Source organism: Listeria sp. SHR_NRA_18 (assembly GCF_003856515.1).
Taxonomy (GTDB): domain Bacteria; phylum Bacillota; class Bacilli; order Lactobacillales; family Listeriaceae; genus Listeria_A; species Listeria_A newyorkensis.
Window position 1 is genome coordinate 108,360 of sequence record NZ_QPKR01000005.1, and the last position, 25,561, is coordinate 133,920.

The following is a 25,561-nucleotide window of genomic DNA, read 5'->3' on the forward strand; positions in this document are numbered from 1 at the left end:
ATGGAGAAGCAGCTACTGACGATTAGTTATGGCAATCAGTTACATAAATGCCAGCTAGATTCGAAAAAAGAGGTAACGATTGGCGGGGATCTGAATCATACGGTGACTTATGAAAATTTGGCGGATTCGTTGCAAGTGCTGTGGAATGAGGACGCTGGGCAATGGTTCTTGGGTGACTTGCCGCTTGCTTTGAATGAGCGTCTGAATTTGGAGACGTCTGATGGGGAGAAAATCCAGTTTTATTTGACGGAGGATGTGGCGTCGCAGGTTTTTGATACGACGACGAAATATTCGATTACGTTTGGTGAGCGGGATTTTAATGATGTTGTGATTGCGGGCACGACGGCGGATTTGCTGTTTATTCGTGAGGAGCTTGGCGCGACGTTTAAATTGAATGTGTACGGCGGAATTGTTTACCACAACTATTATCGTGTGGAGTCGGAATGCGTGTTAGCGGCTGGGGATCAGCTTTATTTTGACGGTGTGACGATTCGGGTCGGTAAGGAGGACATTGAGGTTATCGCGGGAGATGGTCGGGTTCACGCGACGCTTGCGCAGTTGGTGGCGCCGGACAACGCTTTTAGTGCGGATTATCCGGATTATCACCGGTCGCCGCGGATTATTTATCGTGCGCCGGAGACGAATTTGACGATTGCGAAGCCGCCGGGTAAGCCTTCGAAACCGAGCGAGGAATTGATGAAAATTCTGATTCCGCCGCTGATTATGATTGTGATGTCGATTGTGATGATGTTTTTACGTCCAAATCCGATTTTTGTGTTGATGACGCTTGGGATGACGGGCGCGACGGTGATTTTCTCGGTGATTACGTACGTGAAAAATCGCAAAAAATATAAAGTGGATATGAAGGAACGTGACGCGAGCTATCGGCGTTATTTGAAGGACAAGACGTCGGAACTTCACGCAGCAGCGGAGGAACAGGCGCATGCGCTACATTATCATTTTCCAACGGTGACGGAAATTCGCGATATGGCGCTTTCTGTTGATTCGCGGATTTATGAGAAGACGATGTTTCACCATGACTTTTTGCAGTATCGGGTTGGTACTGGGGAGGAGAATACGTCGTTTAATGTGGAATTCCAAGAGGAGGAGTTCACGCAGGACAAGGATGAATTGATTGAGAGCGCGAAGGATTTGAAGTCGCAGTATTATTCGGTGAAGGATGTGCCGATGGGGACGGATTTGATGAATGGGCCGGTTGGTTATATTGGCCACCGCGCGCTTGTGATTGAGCAGTTGCAGTTGATGGTGATGCAGACGTCGCTTTTCCATAGTTATTATGATTTGCAGTTTATTACGATTTTCCCAGAAGAGGAAAAGGAGCAGTGGGACTGGATGCGTTGGTTGCCACATGCGAGTTTGCGCGATATTAACGTGCGCGGTTTTGTGTATCATGAGCGTTCGCGGGACCAGGTTTTGAACTCGTTGTACCAAATTTTGAAGGAGCGCAAGATGGCTTTGGAGGAAAAGGGCAACAAGTCGGAGCAGATGTACTTTTCGCCGCATTATGTGGTGCTTGTGACGGACGAAAAACTGATGATGGATCACACGGTCATGGAGTTTTTCAATGAGGATCCGAGTGAGTACGGGGTTTCGCTTGTGTTCGTGCAGGACGTGATGCAGAGTTTGCCGGAACATGTGAAAACGGTAATCGATATTCGGGATGCGAAGAACGGGAATGTGATTTTGGAGCAAGGCGAGCTTGTGAATCGTGGCTTTACGCTGGATCATTTCCCTGCTGATTTTGATAAAGAGAGTGTAAGTCGTGCGTTGGCGCCACTTAATCACTTGCAGAATCTGAAAAATTCGATTCCGGAATCGGTGACATTTTTGGAGATGTATGGTGTGGATCGCGTGGAAGAGCTTGGAATTAGCGCGCGTTGGGAGAAAAATGAGACGTATAAGAGCTTGGCAGTTCCGCTTGGCTTGCGTGGGAAAGACGATATTGTCAACCTGAACTTGCATGAAAAAGCGCATGGTCCGCATGGTTTGGTCGCGGGTACGACGGGCTCTGGTAAGTCCGAGATTATTCAATCGTACATTATCTCGCTTGCCGTGAATTTCCATCCGTATGAAGTCGCGTTCCTCTTGATTGATTACAAGGGTGGCGGAATGGCGAATCTGTTTAAAAACCTGCCACATTTGCTCGGTACAATCACGAACTTGGACGGCGCGCAAAGTATGCGTGCGCTAGCTTCAATCAAAGCCGAATTGCAAAAGCGTCAACGTCTGTTTGGCGAACACGATGTCAACCATATTAACCAATATCAAAAATTATACAAATTAGGCGAAGCATCAGAAGCGATGCCGCATCTATTCCTGATTTCCGATGAGTTCGCCGAGCTAAAAAGTGAGCAGCCGGAATTCATGAAAGAGTTAGTTTCAACGGCGCGTATCGGGCGTTCGCTCGGTATCCATTTGATTCTGGCAACACAAAAACCGAGTGGTGTCGTGGATGACCAAATCTGGTCCAACTCGAAATTCAAACTGGCGCTGAAAGTACAAAACGCGTCGGATTCCAATGAAATTTTGAAAACACCAGATGCAGCGGAAATCACGCTACCCGGCCGTTCGTATTTGCAAGTCGGGAATAACGAGATTTATGAATTGTTCCAAAGTGCTTGGAGTGGTGCGGATTACGTGCCGGATAAAGACGATCAGGAGCAAGTGGACACGACGATTTACGCGATTAACGATCTAGGTCAGTATGAAATTTTGACGGAAGATTTGAGCGGTTTGGGCGATAAAGAGGATATTTCAAAAGTACCGTCCGAGCTCGATGCGGTGATTGATTATATTCACGAGTACACCGAGGAAGCGAACATTGCGATGTTACCGCGTCCATGGTTGCCGCCTCTGGAAGACATGATTTTCTTGCCAGAGCTACATCCAATTGATTACAAAGAAGCATGGCAAAAAGAGAAATCCGAACTCGCGCCGATTATCGGTTTCATGGATATTCCAGAAATGCAAGATCAGCGTGCTGTTGAGGTAAACCTTTCAAAAGACGGTCACATCGCGGTTTATTCGAGCCCTGGTTACGGGAAATCAACCTTCCTGCAAACCGTCGTGATGGACTTGGCACGCGCGCATAATCCCGAACACCTGCACATTTACCTGCTCGATTTCGGAACCAATGGTCTTTTGCCGTTGCGCGAATTGCCACACGTTGCTGACACGATTATGCTGGATGAGGAAGAAAAAGTCAGAAAATTCGTCCGTCGTTTTGACCGTGAGTTGAAACGACGCAAACGTAAACTAAGCCAGTTCGGCGTCGCGAATCTCGACATGTACGAAAAAGCGAGCGGAGAAATTTTGCCAAATGTCGTGATTATTATTGATAATTTCGATCCAGTCAAAGAATCGCCGTTCCAAGAAGGATTTGAGAAGATTATGACGCAAATTGCGCGTGAAGGTGCCGGCGTTGGGATCAATCTCGTCATCAGTGCTGGACAGCAAAATGCGATGCGTACGCCGTTACTTTCCAATATTAAAACGCAAATCCCGCTTTACTTAATCGAGGCATCCGACGCGAGAAGCATCATCGGGCGCACCGACTTAACGAGCGAGGAATTACCAGGTCGCGGCTTGGTGAAACATGACGATATCGCCGTGTTCCAAACAGCGCTTCCAAATAAAGGTGAAGATACGCTACAAATTATTAGCGCGATCCAGCAAGAAGCGAAAGAAATGTCTGACGCATGGACAGGCGAGCGCCCACTTCCGATTCCAATGGTTCCAGAAGTGCTCCCATTCCAAGATTTCGTATCATGGAAGTCGACGCAAAACATGCTCGCAGCAGGCCAATTACCGTTTGCCGTTGATTTTGAAAATGTCGAACCAATCCCGTTACACTACAAAGAAAATCAAAATACACTTGTGATGAGCGATCGCGTCGAATTGATTGAATCCACGATGGTGACACTGCTTGACGTCATGGTCGTGAACCCACAAATAGACATTATTCTAACCGACAACCCGATGCTTCGTTTTGCGGCATACAAACCAAACGTCAACGCGTACGGCAATGACACCGAAAGCATCACGATGATTTTCAAAGAACTTCACGGTTTGCTAGAAAGTCGTCAAGACGGTTTTGCAGCGGCCCAAAAAGAAAGCGGTGGGCTAACGACGACAGCAGATTTCCTAAAAGACGCTCGTCCAGTTCTTGTCGCGATTGCCGACCTCGATTCGATCGTAAGTGGCATCAGCAGCGACCTCGAAACCGATTTTACGAATCTGCTTGAAAATGGCGCACGGTTCGGCATCTACTTCATCATTGCGGGCAATACAAGCACGATGGGACGAGGCTACGACAAAGTTAGTGGCGCGATTAAGAAACAGAAAAACGGCATTGCCCTTTGCAAAATCGGCGACCAAAACGTTATCGACGTCAGCAACAAAAACTACAAAGAACCGAACTTACTACCATTTGAAGCATATTACATCCAAAACGGCATAGCAGAGAAAATCAAGGTTGTGAAACCAGCGAAATAAGGAGGGATTTGATTGGCTAGATTTGGATTTGGAGATTTAACAATAGACATTGGCTCATCAGAATTGGAGAAGAAACGCGATGATTATGACCGGCTCCACGATCGGCTAAAAGATGCGATTAGCGAACACGACAAATTAATAGGGGAAGCGAGAAGTTCGCTTTCCTCCTACAAAAGCGCGCATCCAGGTTTTGATGGTACCACCATTCCATCTAAGCATTTTGACACCAAGCGAGGGGAACTGACAACAATGCTAGAAGGCTATATTAATGACGCGAGCGACGAGCGTTCTAGTTTAACAGCAGCGCGCGATAAGGCGTACGAACGATACGTGCATTACCGAGATGCAGCAGCAAAGGAGGTATGACCAATGGCCGATAAAGTCACGATACACGGCGATAATGTTGGAGAAGCTAAGAAGATAGCAAATGATATCGACAAAGCCTTAAAAACTAGTTATGATGATGCCACGAAATTAAAGGATTACGTCAATAGCGTCACGTGGAAAGGCAAGTCCAAGAAAGCATTCGTCGCCTACTTGGATATCATCGTTCAATACCATAAAGATGTGAAATCCGCCATGAAAGAACAGACAAAGGCGCTGGAAAACCTGGAAAACTACATCGAAGCCTACGACAGCGAATCCAAAGTGCGGGAGGTCAAGAATTTATGATAAATCCCAATGACTATTTTAGCCTCGAAGAAATGTATCTCCTTCTTGCCGCAACGGATGGCAAAGTTTTATTCGGCTTTCCCGGCAAAGAAGTATTCCTTTTGCGCGACGACGACCCAATGGCATACGCCCAGCAACAACTCATCGCAAAAGAAATCCTAACCCCAGAAGGCGCTGTCACAAAAAGTGGCGCCTTCGTTATCAACAAACTATCCGCGTACCACCGAAGCAAGAAATACGTACGCTGCAACAACATTATGTTCTCGTTCCAAGAAGACAACACCGAAGAAGTCGTCCTCATCATCGAAGCCGAGAAAAACAAATACTACCGCTTACTCGTTCTATCTAAAGCACACGCATTAAAAGTACTATACGACGGTTTCCCGCTAATCGCACGCGAACCAGGCGCCGACGAGAAAACCTTTCTTACTACCGAACTCACCAACCAAGAAAAAAACGAGATCAAGGCGATGGAACTAAGCGAACCCGTTTTCAATTTCGAAGTTTTTTATTTAGACAAATATCCAGCCGAAATGACCGAACCAAGCTTCTATCAAAACTGGCTATTTTTCTTATACGGCGACAAACTGATTTCACTAGATGTCGCACGCCAGCAATACCAGCAAGCGAGCCAATACTGGTTGATGAAACTCGTATTTGACGAAATGGAATTCCCTTACAAGGAGGTGGCGCAACATGGCTAATGTAGCAACGGATGGGGCAGGTGCTGGTGGCGGTGCCGCGGATATATCGATTAGTGTGGATGAGATTTCAGCGATTCATAACAAGATTCAAAAAATTAGTGTTGAGCTTGAGAAACTGGAAGAATCAACAAAGTCCATTGCTTCCATCAAGTTTTATGAAGAGGGCAAGGCTAAGAAAGCGCTGGAAGTTTACGATAAAGCGAACAAAAAAGCGATGGATTTGTATGATAATTATGCGCAAATTGCGGGTTTGGTCGCGTATACCATCAATGCGATGGTGGAGCAAGACGAGTCGCTGGGCCAAGAATTCTATACGAAACTAGACTTGCCAGAGTAGGGAGGAGGCGCGGAAGATGGATGTGAAATATAAAGAAAGTGAATGGGATAAATCCAAAAATGCCTTGGGAACACTTGTCGGTCTGGGTGTTTGGGGAAAAGGTGTCATCGATCAATTGAAGAAAATCAATACTAATTTCGAAGATGCGCAAAATGATATTCGAAAAGACGATCGCGACGGCGTGATTTCGTTTTCTTTCACGGATATGGAGAGTAAATATCAAACCTTATTCGAGAAAATAGAAGTACTCCATGATTATGCAGGCGATGCCGGAAATATGGTGGAACGCGTGATTGACGAGCCATTTTATAAGGACATTGATAAGTTCGTCGAAAAGATGGAAAATTTGTCGATTGACGATTACGAGACGAAGAATACGATTGGCGCGACGACGATTATAACAACAGGCGGATACGATTATGGCAGTTACGGTGCGACGACAACTACTGTGCCAAAAGATAAGATTAAGCTAAGCGACATCATGGCAGGCGACAACTTTTTTGCAGACAATTTAAAAGCCCAATTTGCGGAGTATAGTAAACAGAATCCGGATCAGGAGTTTACATACGAGCAATATCAGTCGGCGGTATCGAGTTCGCACGCGTTTGAGTATGATTCGATTCGGGACGGCCAACAGAATCTTGAATTATGGCGCGATATTGGAGCAGCGATTGTGATTATCGGCGTGAGCATTGTGTGTCCACCCGCAGGTTTGGCACTCGGCATAGCATATGGTACACTAGAATTGAGCAGCGCCGCGACCGGGAAAGACTGGATGACTGGACGCGAAATGGACGGGACCGAGCGCGCGACACGTGGGGCGTTTGCGTTGTTGGACATTATTCCAGGCGTGAAAGGAATCCGCGCGTTTAGCACGGCGACAAAAGCTGGAGGTCTGGCGTTGGACGCTGCACAGGCTGGCAGTAAGTTGACGTTGAAACAGACCGCACAGCAAGGATTGTCACATTTGGATGCGATGGGGAAACAAGCATTGCGTGAGAGCGCAGAGCGGATTCGGAATGTGCCAAGAGTTATAAGTGATGTGGCGAGTACAGTGAAGAATACGGCGCAGGAAGGCTTGACCACCGTTAAAAATGCTGGGAATACAATTAAAAATTTCTGGCAACCACGGGTGGTAGCAGAAGGATTTGTATTCACAGATGATGTAATTGAAGCAGTGCAACCTATTGTTTCTAAAATTGGTAAAGAGACAGAAGACACCGTTTCTTACTACAGAGTGCAGGGCGGAGGAGAAGGAACAAAAACAAGTCAGTACAGAATACAATTGAATGATGATGGAACAATTCGGATACCAAATCATGATGCGGACCTTAATCTTAGCGCATACGATAAAGAACATGCTATCTATTTTAGAGATACTAAACGCCCAGGGGGAGAAATAATAGAGTTCAAGGTTCCAAAGGAATTAGATGATTTAGCTCAAGAAACTAAAATTGATCAATTTAAGTATTCTGAAAACCCTAGAAATCAAGGTGGTATGGCACCAAAACTTGTTGACCCAACAACCCCAGGGGTAAGTTATGAGTTTCCAGCACCTTGGGTTGAATGGATTGAAGAAAATGCTCACTCTGCAAGAATAATAGAATAGGAAGGGAGAGATGACATGTTGAATCCTAAATACGCTGAGAACATCATTGTAGGTGTTATGCATAAAAATGTGTTCAAATGGTATATAACAGACAGAGATACATGGATACTAGATATCGATAAGTATAGTGACGCATATTTAAAAAATGGGCATGATTTTGATATGAACTTTGCCTTAGGTTTTAGAAATAATATACATGTGGTTGATGAGACAACTATTGAAGAGTATGCGTTTACTTATGAAAAAAATCAAGTAGATTCTGATGAACTACAAAATCTTTTAGTGAATAAGAAGTATGAAGACACAGTTTTAGCGCTACAGGCATCGCTATATATAGATTTTGATAAAAAGGTATTTATATCTTCTTATCCTGAGTCATTACCATTCGAGAATTATGCACCTAATGATTGGAAGAGTACCTATGGAGATTTTACTGAATATATTCCCGATCGAGAAAGATATTGGATTTTAAATGGTAAAAATTTAATTTCAGAACAGTACAAATTAGAAGTCGATAAATTCAAGGAGGGCAAATAAATTGAGTAATGATATGCTTACCATTTTAAATGAGAATTACAAAAAGCAAGGAACAGAGGAAGAAATTGAAGGATTAACCGTATTACTTGATGGAACAATAAAACAAGTTTTTGATAAGATTCGGGTTGAAAAAAATTATAAAGATAATAATGAAGTGTTGCGAGATATTATCTTTGCAGGTGTGAATTCCATAATTGAGACTAAGAAATAGTGGCTGACTTTTTATTAATATAGTGATTGAGAAGAGCTTGGGATTGTTTTTTGTGAGCTCTTCTCCTGTTGTAAATATTAATGAGAACGAGTCGAGATTCTTTATTATAGGCTCAAATATTTTGCGAAATTAGTATAGAAAGGGAGATGATTTTATGTCAAATGCTACACATATAACCCATCCAATTATATTATCTTATTTAGAGGGATTTTCTCATAAATATGAAATTAGCGCTACAGAATCTAGAGATCAACATTCTTTATTTGAAAAATATATTAATGATTTAGTTTTAAATATTTACGGAAATGATCCAAATGCATTATACGAAGATATGGATACTGGAAGTTCATTTGGAATTGATGGAGTAGCCATTTTCGTTGCTGATAAACTTGTAACAAGTATTGAAGATGTGGATGAGATAATTGAAGATCTTAAAAAATTTGAAGTTAGTTTCTTTTTTACACAGTCAAAAACTACTCAAAAATTTAATCGGCAAGAAGTTAATGATTTTTTCTCAGGAGTTCGTAGATTTTTTAATTTTGAAAAATGTGAAATTAATGAATTAGAAGGGTTTTGGGAAGTTGCAAAATATATATATACAAAAGTTTCTAAATTTAAAAAATCACCAGAACTGAATCTTGTTTTTGCAAGTCTGGCTCCAAAAGATATTGATCTAAATGATATACATATGGAAGCTACCGTGGAGCAAAATCTTCTTGATTTAAATGATTTGAATTTATTTAGCAAAATATCTAGTCCTCAATTTTGGGGTGTAAAACAAATAATGGATTTGCAAAATAAGGCTAATTCCGATTTAGAAATTTCAATTAATATGACAAAATCTCCTGTGGCTTATCCAAAAGATCCAACTAAAAAGATTAAGAATGGTTATTTTGGTCTAATAAAATTAGCTGATTTTGTTAATATTTTGACAGATGAAGTTTCTGGGAAACGTATTTTACGAAAAGGTATTTTTGATGATAATATTAGGTATTATTTAGGGGCGAAAGAGAAGGTTGAAGTAAATCATACGATGAAAGAACAATTAATGGGAGATTCAAAGCATTTATTTGGAGTTTTGAATAATGGAATTACAATAATTAGCGATGAAGTTAACTTGAATTCGGAAGAACTGACTTTAGTAAATTATCAAATTGTAAATGGGTGTCAAACCAGCAACGTTATTTTTGAGGTTCTCGATAAAATTAATATTGATGAAGATATCTATATTCCTGCTAGGTTTATTGCCACTAATGATGAAGAAACTAAAAACGCCATAATAAGAGCAACAAATAGTCAGACTGCTTTAAAGCCAGAGCAGCTAGCTGCTTTATCGCCTATTCAAAAAGCATTGGAAGAATATTATACTATAAAAAGAAAGGCAAAAGAATTTGATTTATATTATGAACGTAGAACAGAGCAATATAGAGATGAGAGCATACAAAAAACTAAGATTATTACAATTCCTTCTCAAATTAAGGCAACATCAGCTCTATTTTTAGATTTGCCACATGAGGTATCCGGACAATATGGGAAAGTGGAGAAAAAGACAAGAGGTATGCTTTTTGATGAAGAAAGTGATCTTTCATTCTTAAATGTATATTATGTTAGTGGTTTAGCTTGGTATAAAGTAGAGCGATTTGTTCAAAATAATAAGAAAAAATATATCAGGGCAAGATGGCATATTATCATGGTACTAAAATATATTTTATGCAAAGATAATCAAATTGACTTAAGGATAAATAAAAATGCGAATACTAATAGTCAAGTTATTGAAAAAGCACTTTTGGATGAGGAAGAATCTAGTAAATATATAATGGATGCAATCTCATTAATTAACGATGCTCTAACCCAAAATGGGGAAAAAATTGAAGAAGTATTGCAAGACAGAAAGCTTTTTGAAAGGAAGGATACAACTTCAATCTTAGTAAACTATTTAAACAAAAATCTAAATGAGCCAAAGAAGATGCCTGAGAATGTGTAGTGAGATCATTTATTAAAATGTTAGAGTACTAAAGCCGAGTTCCCGGACCCTAAATCCGCGAACTCGGCTTTTTCCCATTTCTCCAAAACCTCTGCTATAATCACAATACCCCACTAAAAACCCAATCCATTCACCAATCCCAACACACACTTTGTACTCAATTCACCTAGCTATCTTTATGTAACCGCTTTAAAATGAAAAGTAAGGAGGAGGCAATCATGTTTGATCAACGTGCATTTCGGCTTTTTGAGCAGATTATTCGGTATGAGAAAATGACGAGCGGGGCGCTTGTTCGGAAAATGGGGCTGTCGGAGCGGCAGTTTCAATATGATTTTGAAAAGATGAATCAGGCTTTGCGGCATGTTGGAAAATCGGAAATTGAGGTGCGAAATCAAGTTTTTATTATTGATCCTAAGCTGAAAAAGGCTTATTTGCAAGGATCGGAGTTATTTATACGCCAGGAGGAGCTTTTTCTCGGGGAGCAGGATCGGGTGTATTTGCTTTATTTGTATACGTTTATTCGGCAGGAGGAAATCTCGAATTTTCATTATCAGCGGGTGTTGCATGTGAGTCGGAATACGGCGCTGAGTGATGTGAAGAAGGTGCGGGGATTTTGTGCGGAGGCGGATGTGCGACTGGTTTATTCGCGGCTCTCTGGATACCATCTGGTGGGTTCGGAGCGGGATAAGCGGGTGCTGGCGGGGCGGTGTGTGAATGCGTTGTTGGTGTTGCCGCTCGGTGAGGTCGCGTTGAAATTCGTGCTGGAAAGCTGGGGACTGCGCGCGCGGTTAGACGAGACGGAGCGGATTCTGCTTGACTGGCAAAAGGTGAACCGGGTGGAGTTCGTGCAGGATCGGCAGCGGGAATGGCTTTACTTGGCGGCGTTTCTGCGGTGTCGCGGGAAGCATGCGGGGCTTGTGTTTTCGGATGTGGAACGGGAGTTGATCGGGCAGCAGGCGGTGTTTCGGGTGACGGAATCGCTTGTGGCGGCGTTGTTCGGGATGCAGGACGAGATGGAGCAGCTTTATGTGACGGTGCAGGTGATTGGGGCGCAGCGGACGGCGGAGATTGGGGAGCATGTGGTGTTGCTAGATTTGGCGGACCGGATTATTGCGGCTTTTGAGAAGTTGACATTGCTGACGCTGGATAATAAGCGCGAGTTGCGGCGGAGTCTTTACGATCATCTGGTGCCGGCGTATTTCCGAATCGTGTTTTCGTTGCCATTGGTCGCGCCGATGACGGAGCAAATTCAGACGGCGCACCCAGAATTGTTCGCGTTTGTGAGACAGGCTTTGTTGCCGCTTGCAAAACTGACCGGGAAAACCGTAAGCGCGGCGGAAATTGGTTATTTTACGATTCATTTTGGTGGGTATTTTGAGCAGAAGCGTGAGGTGCGACGGGATTTCGAGGCGTTGTTGGTTTGCCCGAATGGGATTAGTACGTCGCTGATGCTGAAATCGCAGTTGCGGCAGTTGTTTCCGGAGTTGCGGTTCCGGATGGCAGATGGGGCGAATATTCCGGAGTCGGGATACGATATGATTTTTTCGACGGTGTATGTGCCGACGCGAAAACCGGTGTACTTAGTTCAGCCGCTGCTCACGTCGCTTGAAAAGAACTACTTGATTCAGGCGGTTGCGGCGGATTTCCCAACGATTGATCATCGCCATATTTCGGTGGATGCGTTACTTGAAATCATTGAACGGCACGCGGTGATTGAGGATGAACAGAAATTATATGATGCCATATTTAATAAGATTTACGGAAAAGTGTCGATAGAGAGGGGATATGCGCCAATGCTATCTGAATTATTAACGAAGGATATGATTCAGTTTACGGATGAGAAACTGGATTGGAAAGAGGCGATTCGGCTTGCGGCAACACCGCTTGTGACGGCGAATCGTGTAAAAACGGATTATGTGGATGCGATGATTGAAACGGTCGAGGAAATGGGGACGTACATCCATATTGGAAAAGGGATTGCGATTCCGCATGCGCGTCCGGAAAAGGGTGTGAATCAGATTGGGATGTCGTTTTTACGGACGCGGACGCCGGTGCATTTAGTGGATGCGTCGGGACCTGCGATTGATATTTTTATTTGTTTGGCGGCTGTGGATAATGAGGCGCATTTGAAGGCTTTGTCGCAATTGACGAAGTTTTTGACGAATGATGTGGCTTTGGAAAAGTTGAAGCAGGCGGAAACGGTGGATGAGATTACGAATTTATTAGTAGAAGGAGAGGAACAGGAATGAGAATTTTAGCGGTTTGTGGATCTGGTCTTGGTACGAGTTTTATGGTGGAGATGAATATTAATCAGGTGTTGAAGGAGCTGGGCGTGACGGACGTGGAGGTGTCGCATTCGGATTTGAGTTCGGCGACTCCGGATAGTGCGGACGTATTTTTCCTAGCGAAGGACATTGCGGAGGGCGGTGAATCGCTCGGTGAGGTGATCGTGCTGGACAGTATTATCGACATGGATGAGCTGCGCGAGAAGGTAACGGCGGTCGTGAGGGAAAAGGGCTTGATTTAAAAAACGGGGAGGGGTAAGAGATATGAATGACTTTCTAAAAGTGTTAGTGGATATTTTGAGTCAACCGGCGATTCTGGTGGCGCTAATCGCGTTAATCGGCCTGATCGCGCAACGGAAAAAATTATCGGACACGCTAAAAGGGACGACGAAAACGTTTGTTGGCTTCCTCGTGATTTCGGCGGGGGCTGGGATTTTATCGGCATCACTCGCGCCATTTGGAGAGATGTTTAAGGCGGCTTTTCATGTGACGGGAGTCGTGCCGAACAATGAGGCAATTGTTGCGATTGCTTTGACGGAATATGGGACGAATACGGCGTTAATCATGTTTTTCGGGATGATGGTCAATATTTTGATTGCGCGGTTCACGAAGTTTAAATATATCTTTTTGACGGGGCATCATACGCTTTATATGGCGTGTATGTTGGCGGTAATCATGACGGTGGCTGGCTTCACGTCGGTTCCGCTGATCATGGCGGGGGCTGTAGCGCTCGGGATTATCATGTCGCTATCTCCGGCGATTGTGCAACCGTTTATGCGCATTTTGACGGGGAACGATAATGTGGCGCTGGGCCATTTTAGCGCGGTTGGTTACGCGGTGAGTGGACTGGTCGGCAAGGCGGTTGCTGGGAAAAATCCGAAATCGACGGAGAAAATTAATTTTCCGAAGGGGTTAGGTTTCTTGCGGGATAGCACGGTGAGTATTGCGCTGACGATGATGGTGATTTATGTGGTTGTAGCGCTGTTTGCTGGACCTAGTTATGTGGAGGCGAACTTGAGCGACGGCACGAATTATCTTGTGTTTGCGATGATTCAGGCGGGGACTTTTGCGGCTGGTGTGTTTATTATTTTATCTGGCGTACGGTTGGTGTTGGCGGAGATTGTGCCAGCGTTTAAAGGGATTTCGGAGCGTTTAGTGCCGAATGCAAAACCTGCGCTGGATGTGCCGATTATTTATCCGTATGCGCCGAATGCTGTATTGATTGGGTTCTTCTCGAGTTTTATCGGCGGTATTGTGAGTATGGTGATCATGACGTTTACGGGTGGCGTGATTATTCTGCCTGGCGTTGTGCCGCATTTCTTCACGGGGGCTGCGGCTGGTGTGTTTGGGAATGCGACGGGCGGTGTGCGTGGCGCGGTTCTCGGGGCATTTGTGAACGGGATTTTGATCAGTTTCTTGCCTGTTTTCTTGATGCCGGTGCTTGGAAATCTCGGTTTTGCGAATTCGACGTTCTCGGATACTGATTTTGGTGTGAGTGGGATTTTCTTCGGTGTGCTCGCGAATCATGGCGGAACGATTGCGATTGTGGTGAGCTTGATTGTGATTCTGGCCGTGATGTTCGGGCTTAGCGTGAAGCGGAAGAAAAATAAGGCGATAGAGGAGGAAGCTTGATGTTGGCTGAAAATTTGGATGTGGCTGCGAAGCAAATACGGCTGCATACGTTGAAGGAGTTGCGGGCGCTTGGATTCGGACACTTTGGCGGGAGTTTATCGATTGTGGAGGCGCTGGCGGTGATTTACGGGAAGCATTTGGCGGTGGATCCGCAGAAACCGGAGGACGCGAATCGTGATTATTTCGTTTTGTCGAAGGGACACGGTGGACCGGCGCTTTACGCGACGCTGTTTTTGAAGGGATTTTTCGCAGAGGATGAGTTGTATACGTTGAATCAGAATGGCACGCGTTTGCCGTCGCATCCGGATCGGAATTTGACGCCGGGCGTGGAGATGACCACGGGATCGCTTGGACAGGGGATTTCGGTGGCTGGCGGGATTGCGTTCGGGAATATGTTGGCTGGACGCGAGAATTATACGTACGCGATTGTCGGGGATGGCGAGCTGAATGAGGGCCAGTGCTGGGAGGCGTTTCAGTTTATCGGGCATCACCGGCTGGACCGCATGATCGTGTTGATTGACGATAATAAGAAGCAGCTGGATGGCTTGACGGCGGACATTATTGATCCGCTTGATTTGGAGGCGAAGATGGCGGCGTTTGGATTCCGGACGGTGACGGTGGATGGTGCTTCGACGCAGGCCATTGATGAGGCGATTCAGACGGCAAAAAGGAGTTCTGGAAAGCCGTACGCGATTGTGCTGGATACGGTGAAGGGGCAGGGCGTGACGCATATCGAGGAGAAGGCGGACAACCATCATTTGCGTCCTGATGACGGGGATAAGCAGGCGATTGACGACGCAATTTTGGCATTAGAAAATGATTTGGAAGGGGTGGCACAATGACGCTTACACTTGAAAAAGACCAACTGGAGATGCGCCAAGTTTACGCGGATACGGTTCGAAAATTGGCGGCGACGGATCCGGATGTGATTGCGCTAGAGGCTGATTTGAGTAGCGCGATGTCGACGGGGAAACTCAAAGCGGAGCTGCCAGGCCAGTATGTGAATGTGGGCATTATGGAGGCGAACATGATGGGCGTCGCGGCGGGACTTAGTGTGCTCGGACGCAAGCCGTTCATCCATTCTTTCGGCCAATTCGTGACGCGCCGTGCTTTTGACCAAGTTTTCGTATCGCTAGGCTACGCGCAGTTATCCGCGGTAATCGTTGGCTCTGACGCGGGCGTTTCCGCAGAACATAACGGCGGCACGCACATGACTTTTGAAGATATTGGTTTGATGCGCGAAGTCCCGAATGCCAACGTTTCCGAAGCAAGTGACGCCGTCCAATTCAGCTGGCTCCTCGAGAATGCCTATAAAAAAGGCGGCCTGCACTACATTCGAACGATTCGTAAAAATGCGACGCAGCTCTATGATGAAAACACCACGTTTGAAAAAGCTCAAATTTTGCGAGAAGGTTCGGACATCACGATTTGCGCTACTGGAATCATGGTCGCAGAGAGCTTGAAAGCTGCAGAAATTCTAAAAGCATCAGGCATCTCGGCAGAAGTCATCGACATGTTTTCCATCAAACCACTAGACGGCGAGACGCTCCGCCAATCCGTACAAAAAACTGGTCGCGTCATCACCGCAGAAAACCATAATGTCAATGGCGGCCTCGGAAGCGCCGTCGCAGAATTCCTTGGAGAAAACTGCCCCGTTCCACTGTACCGCGTAGGTGTGCGCGAACAATTCGGACAAGTCGGCTTGATGCCATATCTCCAAGAATTTTACGGACTCACCGCAGAAAATATCGCTACACAAGCAGAAAAAATGATATAACGTCGAAGCTGGGCAAATTTACCGCGCCCAGCTTTTTAAATGTGTGGTAAAATAAATGGGAGGTGAATCACACATGGCAATGAAAGATCAAATCGAAACAGAAGTAGATCAATACTTAGCGGACAACGGCATGTCGACCAACTACCACAGACTAATGTACGCCGGCCCGTCGATGCGTACTAGGCACAGTCTCGTACTCGTGTTCACGGAAGTAGGATTAATCACATTCTCCTTCTCCATCGTCAGCAAATCCGAAACACAAATGTTCTTCCTACCAAAAGACAAAATTCGAGCCATCCGTCTCGATAAAAAACGTTTTGTACATAAATTATCGATGGAAGCCGAAAACGAAGAAGGCCAAATCGAACGCGCCCAGTATTTCGTCAGCAAGCGCGTCTTCGGAAGACCATGGCACAGTGAAACACTACAATACCTCTTCGACAAAAAGATATTCAGCGAGGCGACAAACACTCATTGTTGAGATTGTTCGAAGTGAAGCGAGTTACAAGTTCAATATGCAGGGGAACAAAGTGAACCTGTAATCCTTTACGTTAAAAGCTCCGTTCCAGTGCTCTTCTACACTGCGTTTCGCATAACTTCTCACATGGTCGGGGATAAGACTCCCTTCCTGTTTTCAGTCAACGTACCCCAGTACGTTCCGCGCTGGTACTCTCTTTTGCCTAGAAACTAAGTATTGTCACCACGCTGAATACTTTTTAGTAAAAAGATATTTTCAACACTTTCCTAAGGTTTTAATCGTTCAAAATCGTTTTTTCTGGTACACTAGTAGAAAGGGTATTTTTTATGGAGGGAATTACTATGGAACTAAATTGGTCACTTTATGATTTGCAGAAAAGAGAAATGGTAAGCACTTTTCCGTCAGTAGAGGATATTTCGATGAGCGAACAAATCGTCAAACAGCTAAGCGAAAACAGAGATGCACGCTGGGAAATGGAACTATTTCCATTCGGTCTGGAAATCACCGAGGATTACATTCATTTCAACATTGTCCTCGCTAATTTCCTAGATGTACAGGTGCAAAAAGTCGTGTTCTCCTTCAACATCACAGTAGGTGGCAGAACCATTGGCACGCCTTATTTCGACGCTGGAAAAGACGACATTGGCATGATTGAACCAGAAATTGGGATAATCCAACGCTTTACCTTCGAAAATCCAGGCTTCCGAATCGGAACGACAGACGACTACGTATTTAATGCAACCTACCGCTACGTGTACAAAGAAGAAGAATTCTGGCGTCTATCCGAGCTCGAATACATCGTGGACGGCAAAAAAATGAACCTGCTTTGAGGAGTTGAAGAATGAAAAAACAAGTAAGTGGATTTATCATGTTATTTTTAGGAGCAACATTACTTCCAAATTTCAGTAGTTTTTTATACAGTTGGGCATTAAACGGCTCCGACTTCGAACCGAATTGGATACTGTGGGCAACGCTTAGCCTGACCATCCTATTATTCCTTTTTGGCATACTAACACTACTCGAAAAAACAATATTACTCGCCAATTTGCTAGTTTTGCTAGGTTACAGCGTTTTTCAAAGCTGGATGTTGTGGCAAAATCAACTCGAACCATGGATCAAAAATGGAGAATTAGGCTTGATAGATTACTCCCGCCTCATCACGCTTCTAGTCGCACTCATCGGGATTACCTATCTCTTTATCAAGACACCAGAAAAACCGGCAATCCCACCTACCGATTGGCAGAAAAAGTGGCGCTGGGCAGGCGTGTTTTTCGCCATACTTGGCTTAGGCGTCTCTATCACATTAGCCGTCATCGTCCTATCCGGCGAAGAATTTTTCTTCACAACACCATTCGACGCTTATTTAGGAATCGGCATTGCGTTTTTTTTCCTACTCGCCATCATATTCGGATTTAGGAAACCAAATGCCTTCATCACGGCGCCACTACTCGGACTCTCGTTTAACTTTTTCACAGAATATCTCTGGCTAGAACAGTTACTCCGCAAAATCGGGTCTCAAATTGGCTCTCAAATCGGCCAAGACGAAAATACGGTTGTTGCGCTGAAATTAATCATCGGCACGCTCGGCATCTTCGCCAGCCTATTTCTAATTATCGCAACACAAAAAAGAAATTCGAAGCCTAATACCAGGTTCCGAATTTCTTTTTTTCTTACCATTTTTTCCGTAAAAGCAACGCAATCGCAGCGATAATCAAGATACCGCCAATCACAATCGTCCAAACCGAAAAGCTATCACCAGTGCTTGGCAGCTCGTTCATATTGACCGCATTCACCGTTTGAATCGGGCCAAACTTCCAAAAAACCGCCCATGCGACGAAAAGTATTGTAAACCCCGCAAGTATTTTCTGAAAAAATTTCATGTAGTTAACCTCCCATTTTCTTGGTCAAAATTTCTATATGGAGTCATTGCTAAAGCCTGACCGTTCCTAGCAAATGACGCTTCCTATCCATTATCAAATAAAAGCGTGTTTTTGTCAATGACTATACCAATTTCATAATTGGTACATTATATAAGGCTTGACGAACTATACAACTATGAGGTATGATAATTTTGTTTCCTAGAAAAAATGAAAAGGAGGATCGCTCACAACTGAATAGAAGCGCCAGAACTAGAGGTTACGTCTCTAGTTGACGAGGAAGGGATTAATCGAAAATTCGGCGGGAGTCCCTCGGTTGTACATGCAATCGTGATGCCTTTGCTACAAACCATCAAGGCGACTTGGTGAACAGAGTGGAAAGGAACATGTTTTATCCCCATGGAAACGCGAAAGGAATACAGACAGCGGAATAGTCTGCCCTTTTTCAAATTAATAGAGGGCTTGCATACAGGATAAGTCTGCCCTCAAATGGAGGATTTTATTATGTGCGGAATTGTAGGATTTATTGGAAAGAAGAATGCGAAAGAAGTTTTATTAGAAGGACTAGAGAAATTAGAATATCGTGGCTATGACTCAGCAGGGATTGCACTCCAATCACCGACTGGCGTACTAGTAGCGAAAGAAAAAGGGCGCATTGCGGATTTACGTTCAGAAGTACCAGCCGACGCTTTTGGTGAAATGGGAATTGGGCATACACGTTGGGCGACACACGGGAAGCCAAGTCATGCCAATGCACATCCACATCAAAGCAAGTCAGGGCGTTACACGATCGTTCATAACGGCGTCATCGAAAACTATTCCTTATTAACAGATCAATATTTAGCCGATGCTAGTTTTGCAAGTGATACCGATACAGAAGTCATCGTTTTGCTCATCGAAATGTTTGCAAACCAAGGCATGACAACAAAAGAAGCATTCACGAAGACGCTTAGCTTGCTTCACGGATCATACGCTATTTGTTTGATCGATAATCAAGACAAAGAAACGCTCTACGCAGCGAAAAATAAAAGTCCGCTTCTTATCGGAAAAGGCAAAGATTTCAATGTCATTGCAAGTGACGCGATGGCAGTTATTCGCGAAACCGATCAATTCGTCGAAATCATGGATGAAGAAATCGTCCTTGTGAAACGTGACGGCGTGACAATCGAGACATTGGTTGGCGAAGAAATCGAGCGAGAAGCCTACACAGCTGAACTCGACGCATCCGATATCGAAAAAGGAACCTATCCACATTACATGCTAAAGGAAACAGACGAGCAACCAGCCGTTATTCGTAAAATTATCCAAGCTTACCAAAACGAAGCAGGCGATGTAACCGTAGATCCGAAAATTGTCAAAGAACTACTAGACACCGATCGCATCCACATCGTTGCATGCGGAACAAGCTATCACGCAGGACTTGTCGGCAAAAATCTAATCGAAAAATTAGCAGAAGTACCAGTCGAAGTTCACGTTTCTAGCGAATTCGGTTACAACATGCCACTTCTAACGGAAAAGCCATTGTTCATTTTTATTACGCAAAGTGGTGAAACAGCAGACAGCCGCCAAGTATTGGTGAAAGTCAAAGAACTAGGCTACCGCTCGCTCACAATCACGAATGTGCCAGGCTCAACATTGGATCGCGAAGCAGACAACACCATGTACCTGCACGCAGGCCCAGAAATCGCCGTAGCATCCACAAAAGCCTACACAGCACAAATTGCAGCTTTATCTATTTTAGCGACTGTTGTAGGCCGTGAGAAGGGTCTAAGCAAGGCTAAAGATTTCGATCTAATCGTAGAACTAGGCATTGTTGCAAACGCGATGGAAACCCTAGTCGACAGCAAGGAAACCATCGAGCATATCGCTGGAGAATATTTAGCAACAACACGCAATGCCTTTTTCCTTGGCCGCCATATCGATTATTTCGTAGCCATGGAAGCCGCGCTGAAACTAAAAGAAATCTCGTATATTCAAGCAGAAGGTTTTGCAAGTGGTGAATTGAAGCACGGAACAATCGCCTTGATTGAAGACGGCACGCCGGTTCTTGCCCTAATCACCCAAGAAAGCATCAACTGGAATATCCGTGGTAACGTCAAAGAAGTACTTGCACGTGGCGCCAACGCTTGTATCCTGTCGATGGAAGGCGTGAACCAACCAGGCGACCAATTTGTCATTCCAAAAGTTCACGAACTCCTAACACCACTAGCAAGCGTCGTACCGTGTCAACTACTGGCCTACTACGCAGCGCTTCACCGTGGTTGCGATGTAGACAAACCACGTAACCTAGCAAAAAGCGTTACAGTAGAATAAATAAGAAGGATGTAGACTGCGTATCCGATACGTTATCTACATCCTTCTTTTATTGCTTACTATCTTCCTTTTTGGGAGGGAGAACCTGTTTAAAATAAAACTGTTTTGGCGTTTTCTCATACGTAGGTTTCGTCTTATCTTTCATAAACTGATCCATCTTTTTATCAATCGCTACCCAACCCCGCCAAGATAAATGAATCGTATCTTCCAAGAAATAAGGCGTATCACTGTAACTCGACATATCATAATAGTGGAAACCTTGTTCTGTTATCTGTTTTCCAGATTTATCATAGTACTTCTGCAACTTCTCACGAGAAGCGCCAATATAATCATACCAAGGCCCGTTCACAGGAGGATTGATGAAAAGCACATCCGCACCGACCTCTTTAAAAGCATCCATAACAAGCTGTAAATCACTATATTCAGGTGACTCATCGTAACTTAAATTCGTCCGACTATCCTTCAACTGATTAATTGTTGGCTCTAATTTCTTCTTATAATAGGAGTCCTTAATAAAAAATGGATTCGCGCCAACTTTGGATTCACCAGTCTTTGTTGCTAATTCGTCTAATGTCGTATAATCCAACGCATCAGGAAGGAGTTTCAAGTTTTTCTGAACTTTCTCCTCACGCGAACCTTGAATGAATTTCGAATCTAAATCATCTTTTCGTTGTAAAATCTTCACCTGAGCCACCGCTGCTGTTTTTGTAAACATATCGACCTCGGTTTTAGGGCCAGGGGATGCGATACTTTCAAGCAATGCCGCCAAAGTGGTATCATTCTTCACAACTTTGTAACTCAGCAATCTACGAGCCGCATATCTTCTTTCAGCAGTAGGTGGCTCATCTGCCATCGCAAATTTATAAGCTTGAAGAGGCGAGAAATTCCCACCGAAGTGCCCATCGTCAACACCAGCTGGTTGGAACCATTGTGGCGATAAAACAAATACAACTTTCTTACCTTTTAACTCATTGCCCATCGCTTTAATATCTAAGTAATGCGAAAGGGATTGCGTGCCGGGACGACCAATAAGGAACGGCGTATAGCCACGATTGTATTTCTCCGCAAAGACGTTGGGATGGAATTGATCCACACGTGATAACTCCGAAGAACCAAAGATAGGGACATAGTTTTTATCTGTCGCAAGCATTTTTTGTTGAATGGCAACACCTTGCACGACAGTTGGATTCATAGAAGTAGCGCTTTTTTTGACAGTGCTAGTAGAAACACCGCCAAAGATGGAGCTTGGGCCGAACAGGATGAATAAGAACACAGCCCCTGCAATAAGCAAAGGCCCAAATGTCATCCAAAGTTTCTTTTTCATTTTAATTCCTCAAGTTTAGCGATGATTTGATCCGGAGTCGACCACTCATCACGATCGAATTCTGAAACCGGAACTGTAATTCCTAAGCGCGATTCTACTTCTATTAATAACTGAACGGTTGCCATTGAATCGAGAAGTCCTTCGTCAAACAAATGCACTGATGTGTTTTCCACAACTTCCTCTGATTCAGTAATCTCTTCTAAAATTTCTAATACGTCTTCACGAAATGCCATAATATTTTACCACCTTATCATTTTATTTAAAAACTAATTTTGTCAAAAATACCTGAGAAAATCAGGAAGCCAAAGCAGACGAATTGGAATGTAATAACAATACCAATCACGTTGGTGACTTTATTTTTTGGGTAGAATTTCTTTTTCTTATTCCAGCGTTCAAAGAGGTCAAATCCGACGATCAACGCCGCCTGATAAAGCCCGTAAACGATGTAATACCAATGGAGTCCGTGCCACATACCCATGATTAAAAAATTCACGAAATAGGCGATGTAAGCCACGGTAAACTTACTCTTGAAAAACTTCTTCTTTGTCATCCAGAAAACAAGACGCATAAAGACGAAATCTCGGAACCAGAATGATAGCGTCATGTGCCAGCGATTCCAGAATTCTTTAATATTGCGACTTGCGAACGGTTTGTTAAAGTTCATCGGCGTCTGCACACCCATCAAGTAACTAACTCCAACCGCAAAAGCACTATAGCCTGCAAAATCAAAGAACAAATACATACTGTAAGCATACATGTAGCCGACCAAACTCCATCCAAATTGAACGTGATGGTGGAGGTTATACTCAAGACCAGTTATCGCATTCGTTTGAATCACATAAGCGATAATAAATTTATATAGAAAACCTAAGAAAATAAGGAAAATACCACGATTAAGTAAATTTGCATATTTGTCAGGATCTATAGGTGAATCAGCTTCTTTTTTAAAGCGACGGAAGCGGTCAATTGGGCCAGATGATAGCGTTGGGAAGAACAGTAGGAAATTAATGAAATCCCACGAGTTCAGCTCCTTAATTAGACCATCACGTGTCTCCATAATCATTTGCGCGGCTTTAAAAGTTAAGTACGATATCCCAAGAAAACCAATCATCGTTGTGTTCGCTGCGAGTAACGGCTGAAGTTTTACAATGAAGAGCGGCAAGATAGAGAGAATGAGCGCGAGTACGAAAATGCCGCCATGGTTGTTTTTCTGCCGATAATTAAAGTAAAGTCTTACGAGTGCTAATTGCCAAAATACGAATATAATCAAGGCAATCGCTTGAATCGTGTTGCTAGCAAACATCATGTAAATGAAGACCAGTGTCACAAAAGCATTGTAAACAGGCATTCTTTTACCGAGTAAGCCAGCAATCACAATCGGTGCTAAAAAGGCGAACAATACTGCAAAATAGAGTATTGATCCGTATGGCGTTGTCATGTGTTCACCTCACTGGAAAGCTGCTTGCGGTCAATTTTGCCATTCATCGTTAGTGGGAGTTCCTCTTTGTACACCCATTTGCGTGGAATCATATAACTAGGCATTGATTCTGCGAGTTCTTTTTTGATAGCGGCACTTAGCTTATATTCCTTCTCAAAATCATGAGCAGAAGGAACGACGAAGGCAACTAAACTATCTACTTTACCCTCACGCATTTTTGGAACGACAATACAAGAGCGAATATAGCTTACTTCTTTCAAATTATTCTCAATATCTTCAAGCTCGATACGGTAACCATGAAGCTTAATCTGGAAATCAAGCCGACCTTGGAAAAAGAGCATGCCATCAATAATCGTGCCGCAATCTCCGGTTTTGTAAGCCTGAAACGGTTCATCCGTATAAAAAACAGCATCCGTTTTCTCTGGCTCATTGAGATAACCTTTTGAAACACTAGGACCAATCAAGACGATTTCCCCTTTTTCCCCATTTGGAACAGGTAAACCATCTTCATCTAAAATAGCGAGCCTTGTATCTGGCTTAATTCGTCCAAGTGGCAGGCTAGGATATGTGTTCACATTGTTCGCATCGATGACCACATTAGTTACAGCAACGGTCGCCTCAGTCGGTCCATACGTGTTGTAAACAGTAGCTTTAGGGAATCGATTAATGAGCATTTGAGCTGTTTCTTTGGTCAAAACTTCCCCACAAAACAGGAAGTGCGTAATCGACGGGTTATTTTCTCCGTTAAAATTCGGATCCATCAAGCAAATATCTACAAAAGAAGGCGTAGAAACCCAAACATTTACTTCTAGATTTGGAATTGCCTCGTACAAGCTTTTTAAATTAGCGCTAACGGTCTTATCTAGCGGCACAAGCGTTCCACCGGCAAGTAGGCAAGGATAAAGGTCCATGACAGACAAATCAAACGAGTAGGGCGCTTGATTGAGAAAACGAGCACCTTCTTGAATTTGAAAATCTTGGAGTATCCAGTTTGTAAAACTCACGAGATTATTATGACTGATTTGCACACCTTTTGGAACGCCCGTACTTCCGGATGTGAAAATGATGTAATAATTATCTTCTGCTTTCACAAAATTAGAATCATCAGGTGTTTGTCCGGCATTATGCGCGATGATTTCTTGCAATTGTTCCGAAGTAATGGTGTTCACTCCAGCAGTCGTTGCTTCAACAGGTAATTCATCGGTGCAAAGAATGAAGCTAGGTTGTGCGACTTCCGTTATTTGCTTGATACGGTCAGCAGGCATCGACGCATCGATTGGAACATAGGCGCGACCAGCTTTAGAGCAAGCAAGGAAAGACACAATTTGCGTAGCATCCATATGTCCATAAACCAAGATAGGTGCCAAATCGTCCGCTAGTTCTTGCAATAAAAAGACTGCTAATGCGTCTGATTGTTCCTTCAGTTCACGGTATGTCAGGGAGTTGCCATTGTAATCGTAACAAGATTTGTTTGGTGTCTTCATTGCCCATTCATCAATACGTTCATTAATAGAAGTGGTGAAAAAAGATACACTCATTCGTAATCGCCTCTTTTCTTTTAAAATTCATTATAAATAAATGTGGTGTCGTTCGGGTTTTTGAAGCCATAGAACCAAAGCAAGCCGAGTAAAACAACCAGATAAAATAACGTCTTCCAGATAAAAATAGCTGTTGGATGGAACATCGCTGTTTTCCATTTCTTCATGTCTTATATCACCTCGTACATTTCTTTAATATTACAATTGTTAAAATAGGGTGTCATGTATTTATATAATGTAACGTATTTCCCGCGAAATGTCCAATTACATTTTTGTAAGGTTGTGTAAGGGTTGCTGCAGGAGTGCCTAAATTAGCTTTTTCGGAACAAA

24 protein-coding genes are annotated in these 25,561 nt (G+C 43.8%); 18 read left to right on the forward strand and 6 right to left on the reverse strand.

Annotated features, from left to right (window positions below; translation table 11 throughout):
* From essC to DUK53_RS09195, 17 genes are all read left to right on the forward strand, one after another.
* Entirely contained in the window at positions 1-4,515 is a 4,515-nt protein-coding gene (gene essC, locus DUK53_RS09115) for a type VII secretion protein EssC (RefSeq protein ID WP_036129878.1), read from the forward strand.
* A gap of 12 nt (positions 4,516-4,527) precedes the next feature.
* Positions 4,528-4,881 carry a hypothetical protein gene (locus DUK53_RS09120; protein ID WP_077917779.1) on the forward strand — a complete coding sequence of 118 codons (354 nt, stop codon included), beginning with the start codon at positions 4,528-4,530 and terminating at the stop codon, positions 4,879-4,881.
* A gap of 3 nt (positions 4,882-4,884) precedes the next feature.
* Positions 4,885-5,187: a WXG100 family type VII secretion target gene (locus tag DUK53_RS09125; protein ID WP_036088849.1), complete on the forward strand. Its 303-nt coding sequence runs from the start codon at positions 4,885-4,887 to the stop codon at positions 5,185-5,187.
* Complete coding sequence (locus tag DUK53_RS09130) at positions 5,184-5,891, forward strand: DUF5081 family protein (protein ID WP_036088852.1); 708 nt, start codon at positions 5,184-5,186, stop codon at positions 5,889-5,891. Before DUK53_RS09125 ends, DUK53_RS09130 begins: the two co-directional genes overlap by 4 nt.
* A complete protein-coding gene (locus DUK53_RS09135; RefSeq protein WP_036088855.1) occupies positions 5,884-6,228 on the forward strand; it encodes a hypothetical protein in 345 nt (114 codons plus the stop codon). The genes DUK53_RS09130 and DUK53_RS09135 overlap by 8 nt, the downstream gene beginning before the upstream one ends.
* Positions 6,229-6,244: 16 nt before the next feature.
* Complete coding sequence (locus DUK53_RS09140; protein WP_052164785.1) at positions 6,245-7,837, forward strand: hypothetical protein; 1,593 nt, start codon at positions 6,245-6,247, stop codon at positions 7,835-7,837.
* A 15-nt stretch (positions 7,838-7,852) separates the two neighbouring features.
* Entirely contained in the window at positions 7,853-8,374 is a 522-nt protein-coding gene (locus DUK53_RS09145; protein ID WP_036088859.1) for a hypothetical protein, read from the forward strand.
* A gap of 1 nt (position 8,375) precedes the next feature.
* A complete protein-coding gene (locus DUK53_RS09150) occupies positions 8,376-8,585 on the forward strand; it encodes a hypothetical protein (protein ID WP_308738477.1) in 210 nt (69 codons plus the stop codon).
* A gap of 154 nt (positions 8,586-8,739) precedes the next feature.
* Positions 8,740-10,569, forward strand: a complete 1,830-nt coding sequence (locus DUK53_RS09155) for an AIPR family protein (RefSeq protein WP_036088860.1) — start codon at positions 8,740-8,742, stop codon at positions 10,567-10,569.
* Positions 10,570-10,787: 218 nt separating this feature from the next.
* Positions 10,788-12,818, forward strand: a complete 2,031-nt coding sequence (locus DUK53_RS09160) for a BglG family transcription antiterminator (RefSeq protein ID WP_036129880.1) — start codon at positions 10,788-10,790, stop codon at positions 12,816-12,818.
* The gene (locus tag DUK53_RS09165; RefSeq protein WP_036129882.1) at positions 12,815-13,096 is read left to right on the forward strand and encodes a PTS sugar transporter subunit IIB; all 282 of its coding nucleotides are present in this window, start codon (positions 12,815-12,817) and stop codon (positions 13,094-13,096) included. Before DUK53_RS09160 ends, DUK53_RS09165 begins: the two co-directional genes overlap by 4 nt.
* Before the next feature lie 22 nt (positions 13,097-13,118).
* Positions 13,119-14,486 carry a PTS ascorbate transporter subunit IIC gene (locus DUK53_RS09170; protein ID WP_036088863.1) on the forward strand — a complete coding sequence of 456 codons (1,368 nt, stop codon included), beginning with the start codon at positions 13,119-13,121 and terminating at the stop codon, positions 14,484-14,486.
* Entirely contained in the window at positions 14,486-15,328 is an 843-nt protein-coding gene (locus tag DUK53_RS09175) for a transketolase (protein ID WP_036088864.1), read from the forward strand. Before DUK53_RS09170 ends, DUK53_RS09175 begins: the two co-directional genes overlap by 1 nt.
* On the forward strand, positions 15,325-16,263 hold the full coding sequence (locus DUK53_RS09180) for a transketolase family protein (RefSeq protein ID WP_036129885.1): 939 nt from the start codon (positions 15,325-15,327) through the stop codon (positions 16,261-16,263). The genes DUK53_RS09175 and DUK53_RS09180 overlap by 4 nt, the downstream gene beginning before the upstream one ends.
* A 73-nt stretch (positions 16,264-16,336) precedes the next feature.
* Positions 16,337-16,744 (forward strand): hypothetical protein, encoded by a 408-nt coding sequence (locus DUK53_RS09185; protein WP_036088866.1) that lies wholly within the window; start codon positions 16,337-16,339, stop codon positions 16,742-16,744.
* A gap of 338 nt (positions 16,745-17,082) precedes the next feature.
* The gene (locus tag DUK53_RS09190) at positions 17,083-17,571 is read left to right on the forward strand and encodes a hypothetical protein (RefSeq protein WP_036129886.1); all 489 of its coding nucleotides are present in this window, start codon (positions 17,083-17,085) and stop codon (positions 17,569-17,571) included.
* An 11-nt stretch (positions 17,572-17,582) separates the two neighbouring features.
* Entirely contained in the window at positions 17,583-18,452 is an 870-nt protein-coding gene (locus DUK53_RS09195) for a hypothetical protein (RefSeq protein ID WP_036129889.1), read from the forward strand.
* Here DUK53_RS09195 and DUK53_RS09200 read toward each other — a convergent pair.
* Complete coding sequence (locus DUK53_RS09200) at positions 18,412-18,621, reverse strand: LPXTG cell wall anchor domain-containing protein (protein WP_036088869.1); 210 nt, start codon at positions 18,619-18,621, stop codon at positions 18,412-18,414. The two genes, DUK53_RS09195 and DUK53_RS09200, sit on opposite strands and share 41 nt — an antisense overlap.
* Before the next feature lie 501 nt (positions 18,622-19,122).
* Between DUK53_RS09200 and glmS the strand changes: the two genes are divergently transcribed.
* Positions 19,123-20,931: a glutamine--fructose-6-phosphate transaminase (isomerizing) gene (gene glmS / locus DUK53_RS09205; RefSeq protein WP_036129892.1), complete on the forward strand. Its 1,809-nt coding sequence runs from the start codon at positions 19,123-19,125 to the stop codon at positions 20,929-20,931.
* Positions 20,932-20,980: 49 nt separating this feature from the next.
* On the opposite strand, the gene dltD is transcribed toward glmS, so the two are convergent.
* Genes dltD through DUK53_RS09230 form a run of 5 tightly spaced genes read right to left on the reverse strand, consistent with a single transcriptional unit; the run spans position 20,981 to position 25,398 of the window.
* Positions 20,981-22,255, reverse strand: a complete 1,275-nt coding sequence (gene dltD / locus DUK53_RS09210) for a D-alanyl-lipoteichoic acid biosynthesis protein DltD (protein WP_036129893.1) — start codon at positions 22,253-22,255, stop codon at positions 20,981-20,983.
* Complete coding sequence (gene dltC, locus DUK53_RS09215) at positions 22,252-22,488, reverse strand: D-alanine--poly(phosphoribitol) ligase subunit DltC (RefSeq protein ID WP_036088874.1); 237 nt, start codon at positions 22,486-22,488, stop codon at positions 22,252-22,254. Before dltC ends, dltD begins: the two co-directional genes overlap by 4 nt.
* Positions 22,489-22,514: 26 nt before the next feature.
* On the reverse strand, positions 22,515-23,693 hold the full coding sequence (dltB, locus tag DUK53_RS09220) for a D-alanyl-lipoteichoic acid biosynthesis protein DltB (protein WP_036088877.1): 1,179 nt from the start codon (positions 23,691-23,693) through the stop codon (positions 22,515-22,517).
* Positions 23,690-25,231: a D-alanine--poly(phosphoribitol) ligase subunit DltA gene (dltA, locus tag DUK53_RS09225; RefSeq protein WP_036129895.1), complete on the reverse strand. Its 1,542-nt coding sequence runs from the start codon at positions 25,229-25,231 to the stop codon at positions 23,690-23,692. Before dltA ends, dltB begins: the two co-directional genes overlap by 4 nt.
* Positions 25,232-25,251: 20 nt before the next feature.
* Positions 25,252-25,398, reverse strand: coding sequence for a teichoic acid D-Ala incorporation-associated protein DltX (locus DUK53_RS09230; RefSeq protein ID WP_036077528.1), 147 nt, complete (start codon positions 25,396-25,398; stop codon positions 25,252-25,254).
* Between the last annotated feature and the right edge of the window lie 163 nt (positions 25,399-25,561).

What these genes read in the sequence shown, in the direction of transcription:
- dltA (WP_036129895.1), bottom strand. Translation starts at nt 25,231, where the DNA reads ATGAGTGTATCTTTTTTCACCACTTCTATTAATGAACGTATTGATGAA.
- DUK53_RS09190 (WP_036129886.1), top strand. Translation starts at nt 17,083, where the DNA reads ATGGAACTAAATTGGTCACTTTATGATTTGCAGAAAAGAGAAATGGTA.
- DUK53_RS09155 (WP_036088860.1), top strand. Translation starts at nt 8,740, where the DNA reads ATGTCAAATGCTACACATATAACCCATCCAATTATATTATCTTATTTA.
- DUK53_RS09200 (WP_036088869.1), bottom strand. Translation starts at nt 18,621, where the DNA reads ATGAAATTTTTTCAGAAAATACTTGCGGGGTTTACAATACTTTTCGTC.
- DUK53_RS09135 (WP_036088855.1), top strand. Translation starts at nt 5,884, where the DNA reads ATGGCTAATGTAGCAACGGATGGGGCAGGTGCTGGTGGCGGTGCCGCG.
- DUK53_RS09180 (WP_036129885.1), top strand. Translation starts at nt 15,325, where the DNA reads ATGACGCTTACACTTGAAAAAGACCAACTGGAGATGCGCCAAGTTTAC.
- DUK53_RS09185 (WP_036088866.1), top strand. Translation starts at nt 16,337, where the DNA reads ATGGCAATGAAAGATCAAATCGAAACAGAAGTAGATCAATACTTAGCG.
- glmS (WP_036129892.1), top strand. Translation starts at nt 19,123, where the DNA reads ATGTGCGGAATTGTAGGATTTATTGGAAAGAAGAATGCGAAAGAAGTT.
- DUK53_RS09140 (WP_052164785.1), top strand. Translation starts at nt 6,245, where the DNA reads ATGGATGTGAAATATAAAGAAAGTGAATGGGATAAATCCAAAAATGCC.
- DUK53_RS09195 (WP_036129889.1), top strand. Translation starts at nt 17,583, where the DNA reads ATGAAAAAACAAGTAAGTGGATTTATCATGTTATTTTTAGGAGCAACA.
- DUK53_RS09130 (WP_036088852.1), top strand. Translation starts at nt 5,184, where the DNA reads ATGATAAATCCCAATGACTATTTTAGCCTCGAAGAAATGTATCTCCTT.
- dltB (WP_036088877.1), bottom strand. Translation starts at nt 23,693, where the DNA reads ATGACAACGCCATACGGATCAATACTCTATTTTGCAGTATTGTTCGCC.
- DUK53_RS09175 (WP_036088864.1), top strand. Translation starts at nt 14,486, where the DNA reads ATGTTGGCTGAAAATTTGGATGTGGCTGCGAAGCAAATACGGCTGCAT.
- DUK53_RS09160 (WP_036129880.1), top strand. Translation starts at nt 10,788, where the DNA reads ATGTTTGATCAACGTGCATTTCGGCTTTTTGAGCAGATTATTCGGTAT.
- DUK53_RS09230 (WP_036077528.1), bottom strand. Translation starts at nt 25,398, where the DNA reads ATGAAGAAATGGAAAACAGCGATGTTCCATCCAACAGCTATTTTTATC.
- DUK53_RS09170 (WP_036088863.1), top strand. Translation starts at nt 13,119, where the DNA reads ATGAATGACTTTCTAAAAGTGTTAGTGGATATTTTGAGTCAACCGGCG.
- dltD (WP_036129893.1), bottom strand. Translation starts at nt 22,255, where the DNA reads ATGAAAAAGAAACTTTGGATGACATTTGGGCCTTTGCTTATTGCAGGG.
- dltC (WP_036088874.1), bottom strand. Translation starts at nt 22,488, where the DNA reads ATGGCATTTCGTGAAGACGTATTAGAAATTTTAGAAGAGATTACTGAA.
- essC (WP_036129878.1), top strand. Translation starts at nt 1, where the DNA reads ATGGAGAAGCAGCTACTGACGATTAGTTATGGCAATCAGTTACATAAA.
- DUK53_RS09125 (WP_036088849.1), top strand. Translation starts at nt 4,885, where the DNA reads ATGGCCGATAAAGTCACGATACACGGCGATAATGTTGGAGAAGCTAAG.
- DUK53_RS09145 (WP_036088859.1), top strand. Translation starts at nt 7,853, where the DNA reads ATGTTGAATCCTAAATACGCTGAGAACATCATTGTAGGTGTTATGCAT.
- DUK53_RS09165 (WP_036129882.1), top strand. Translation starts at nt 12,815, where the DNA reads ATGAGAATTTTAGCGGTTTGTGGATCTGGTCTTGGTACGAGTTTTATG.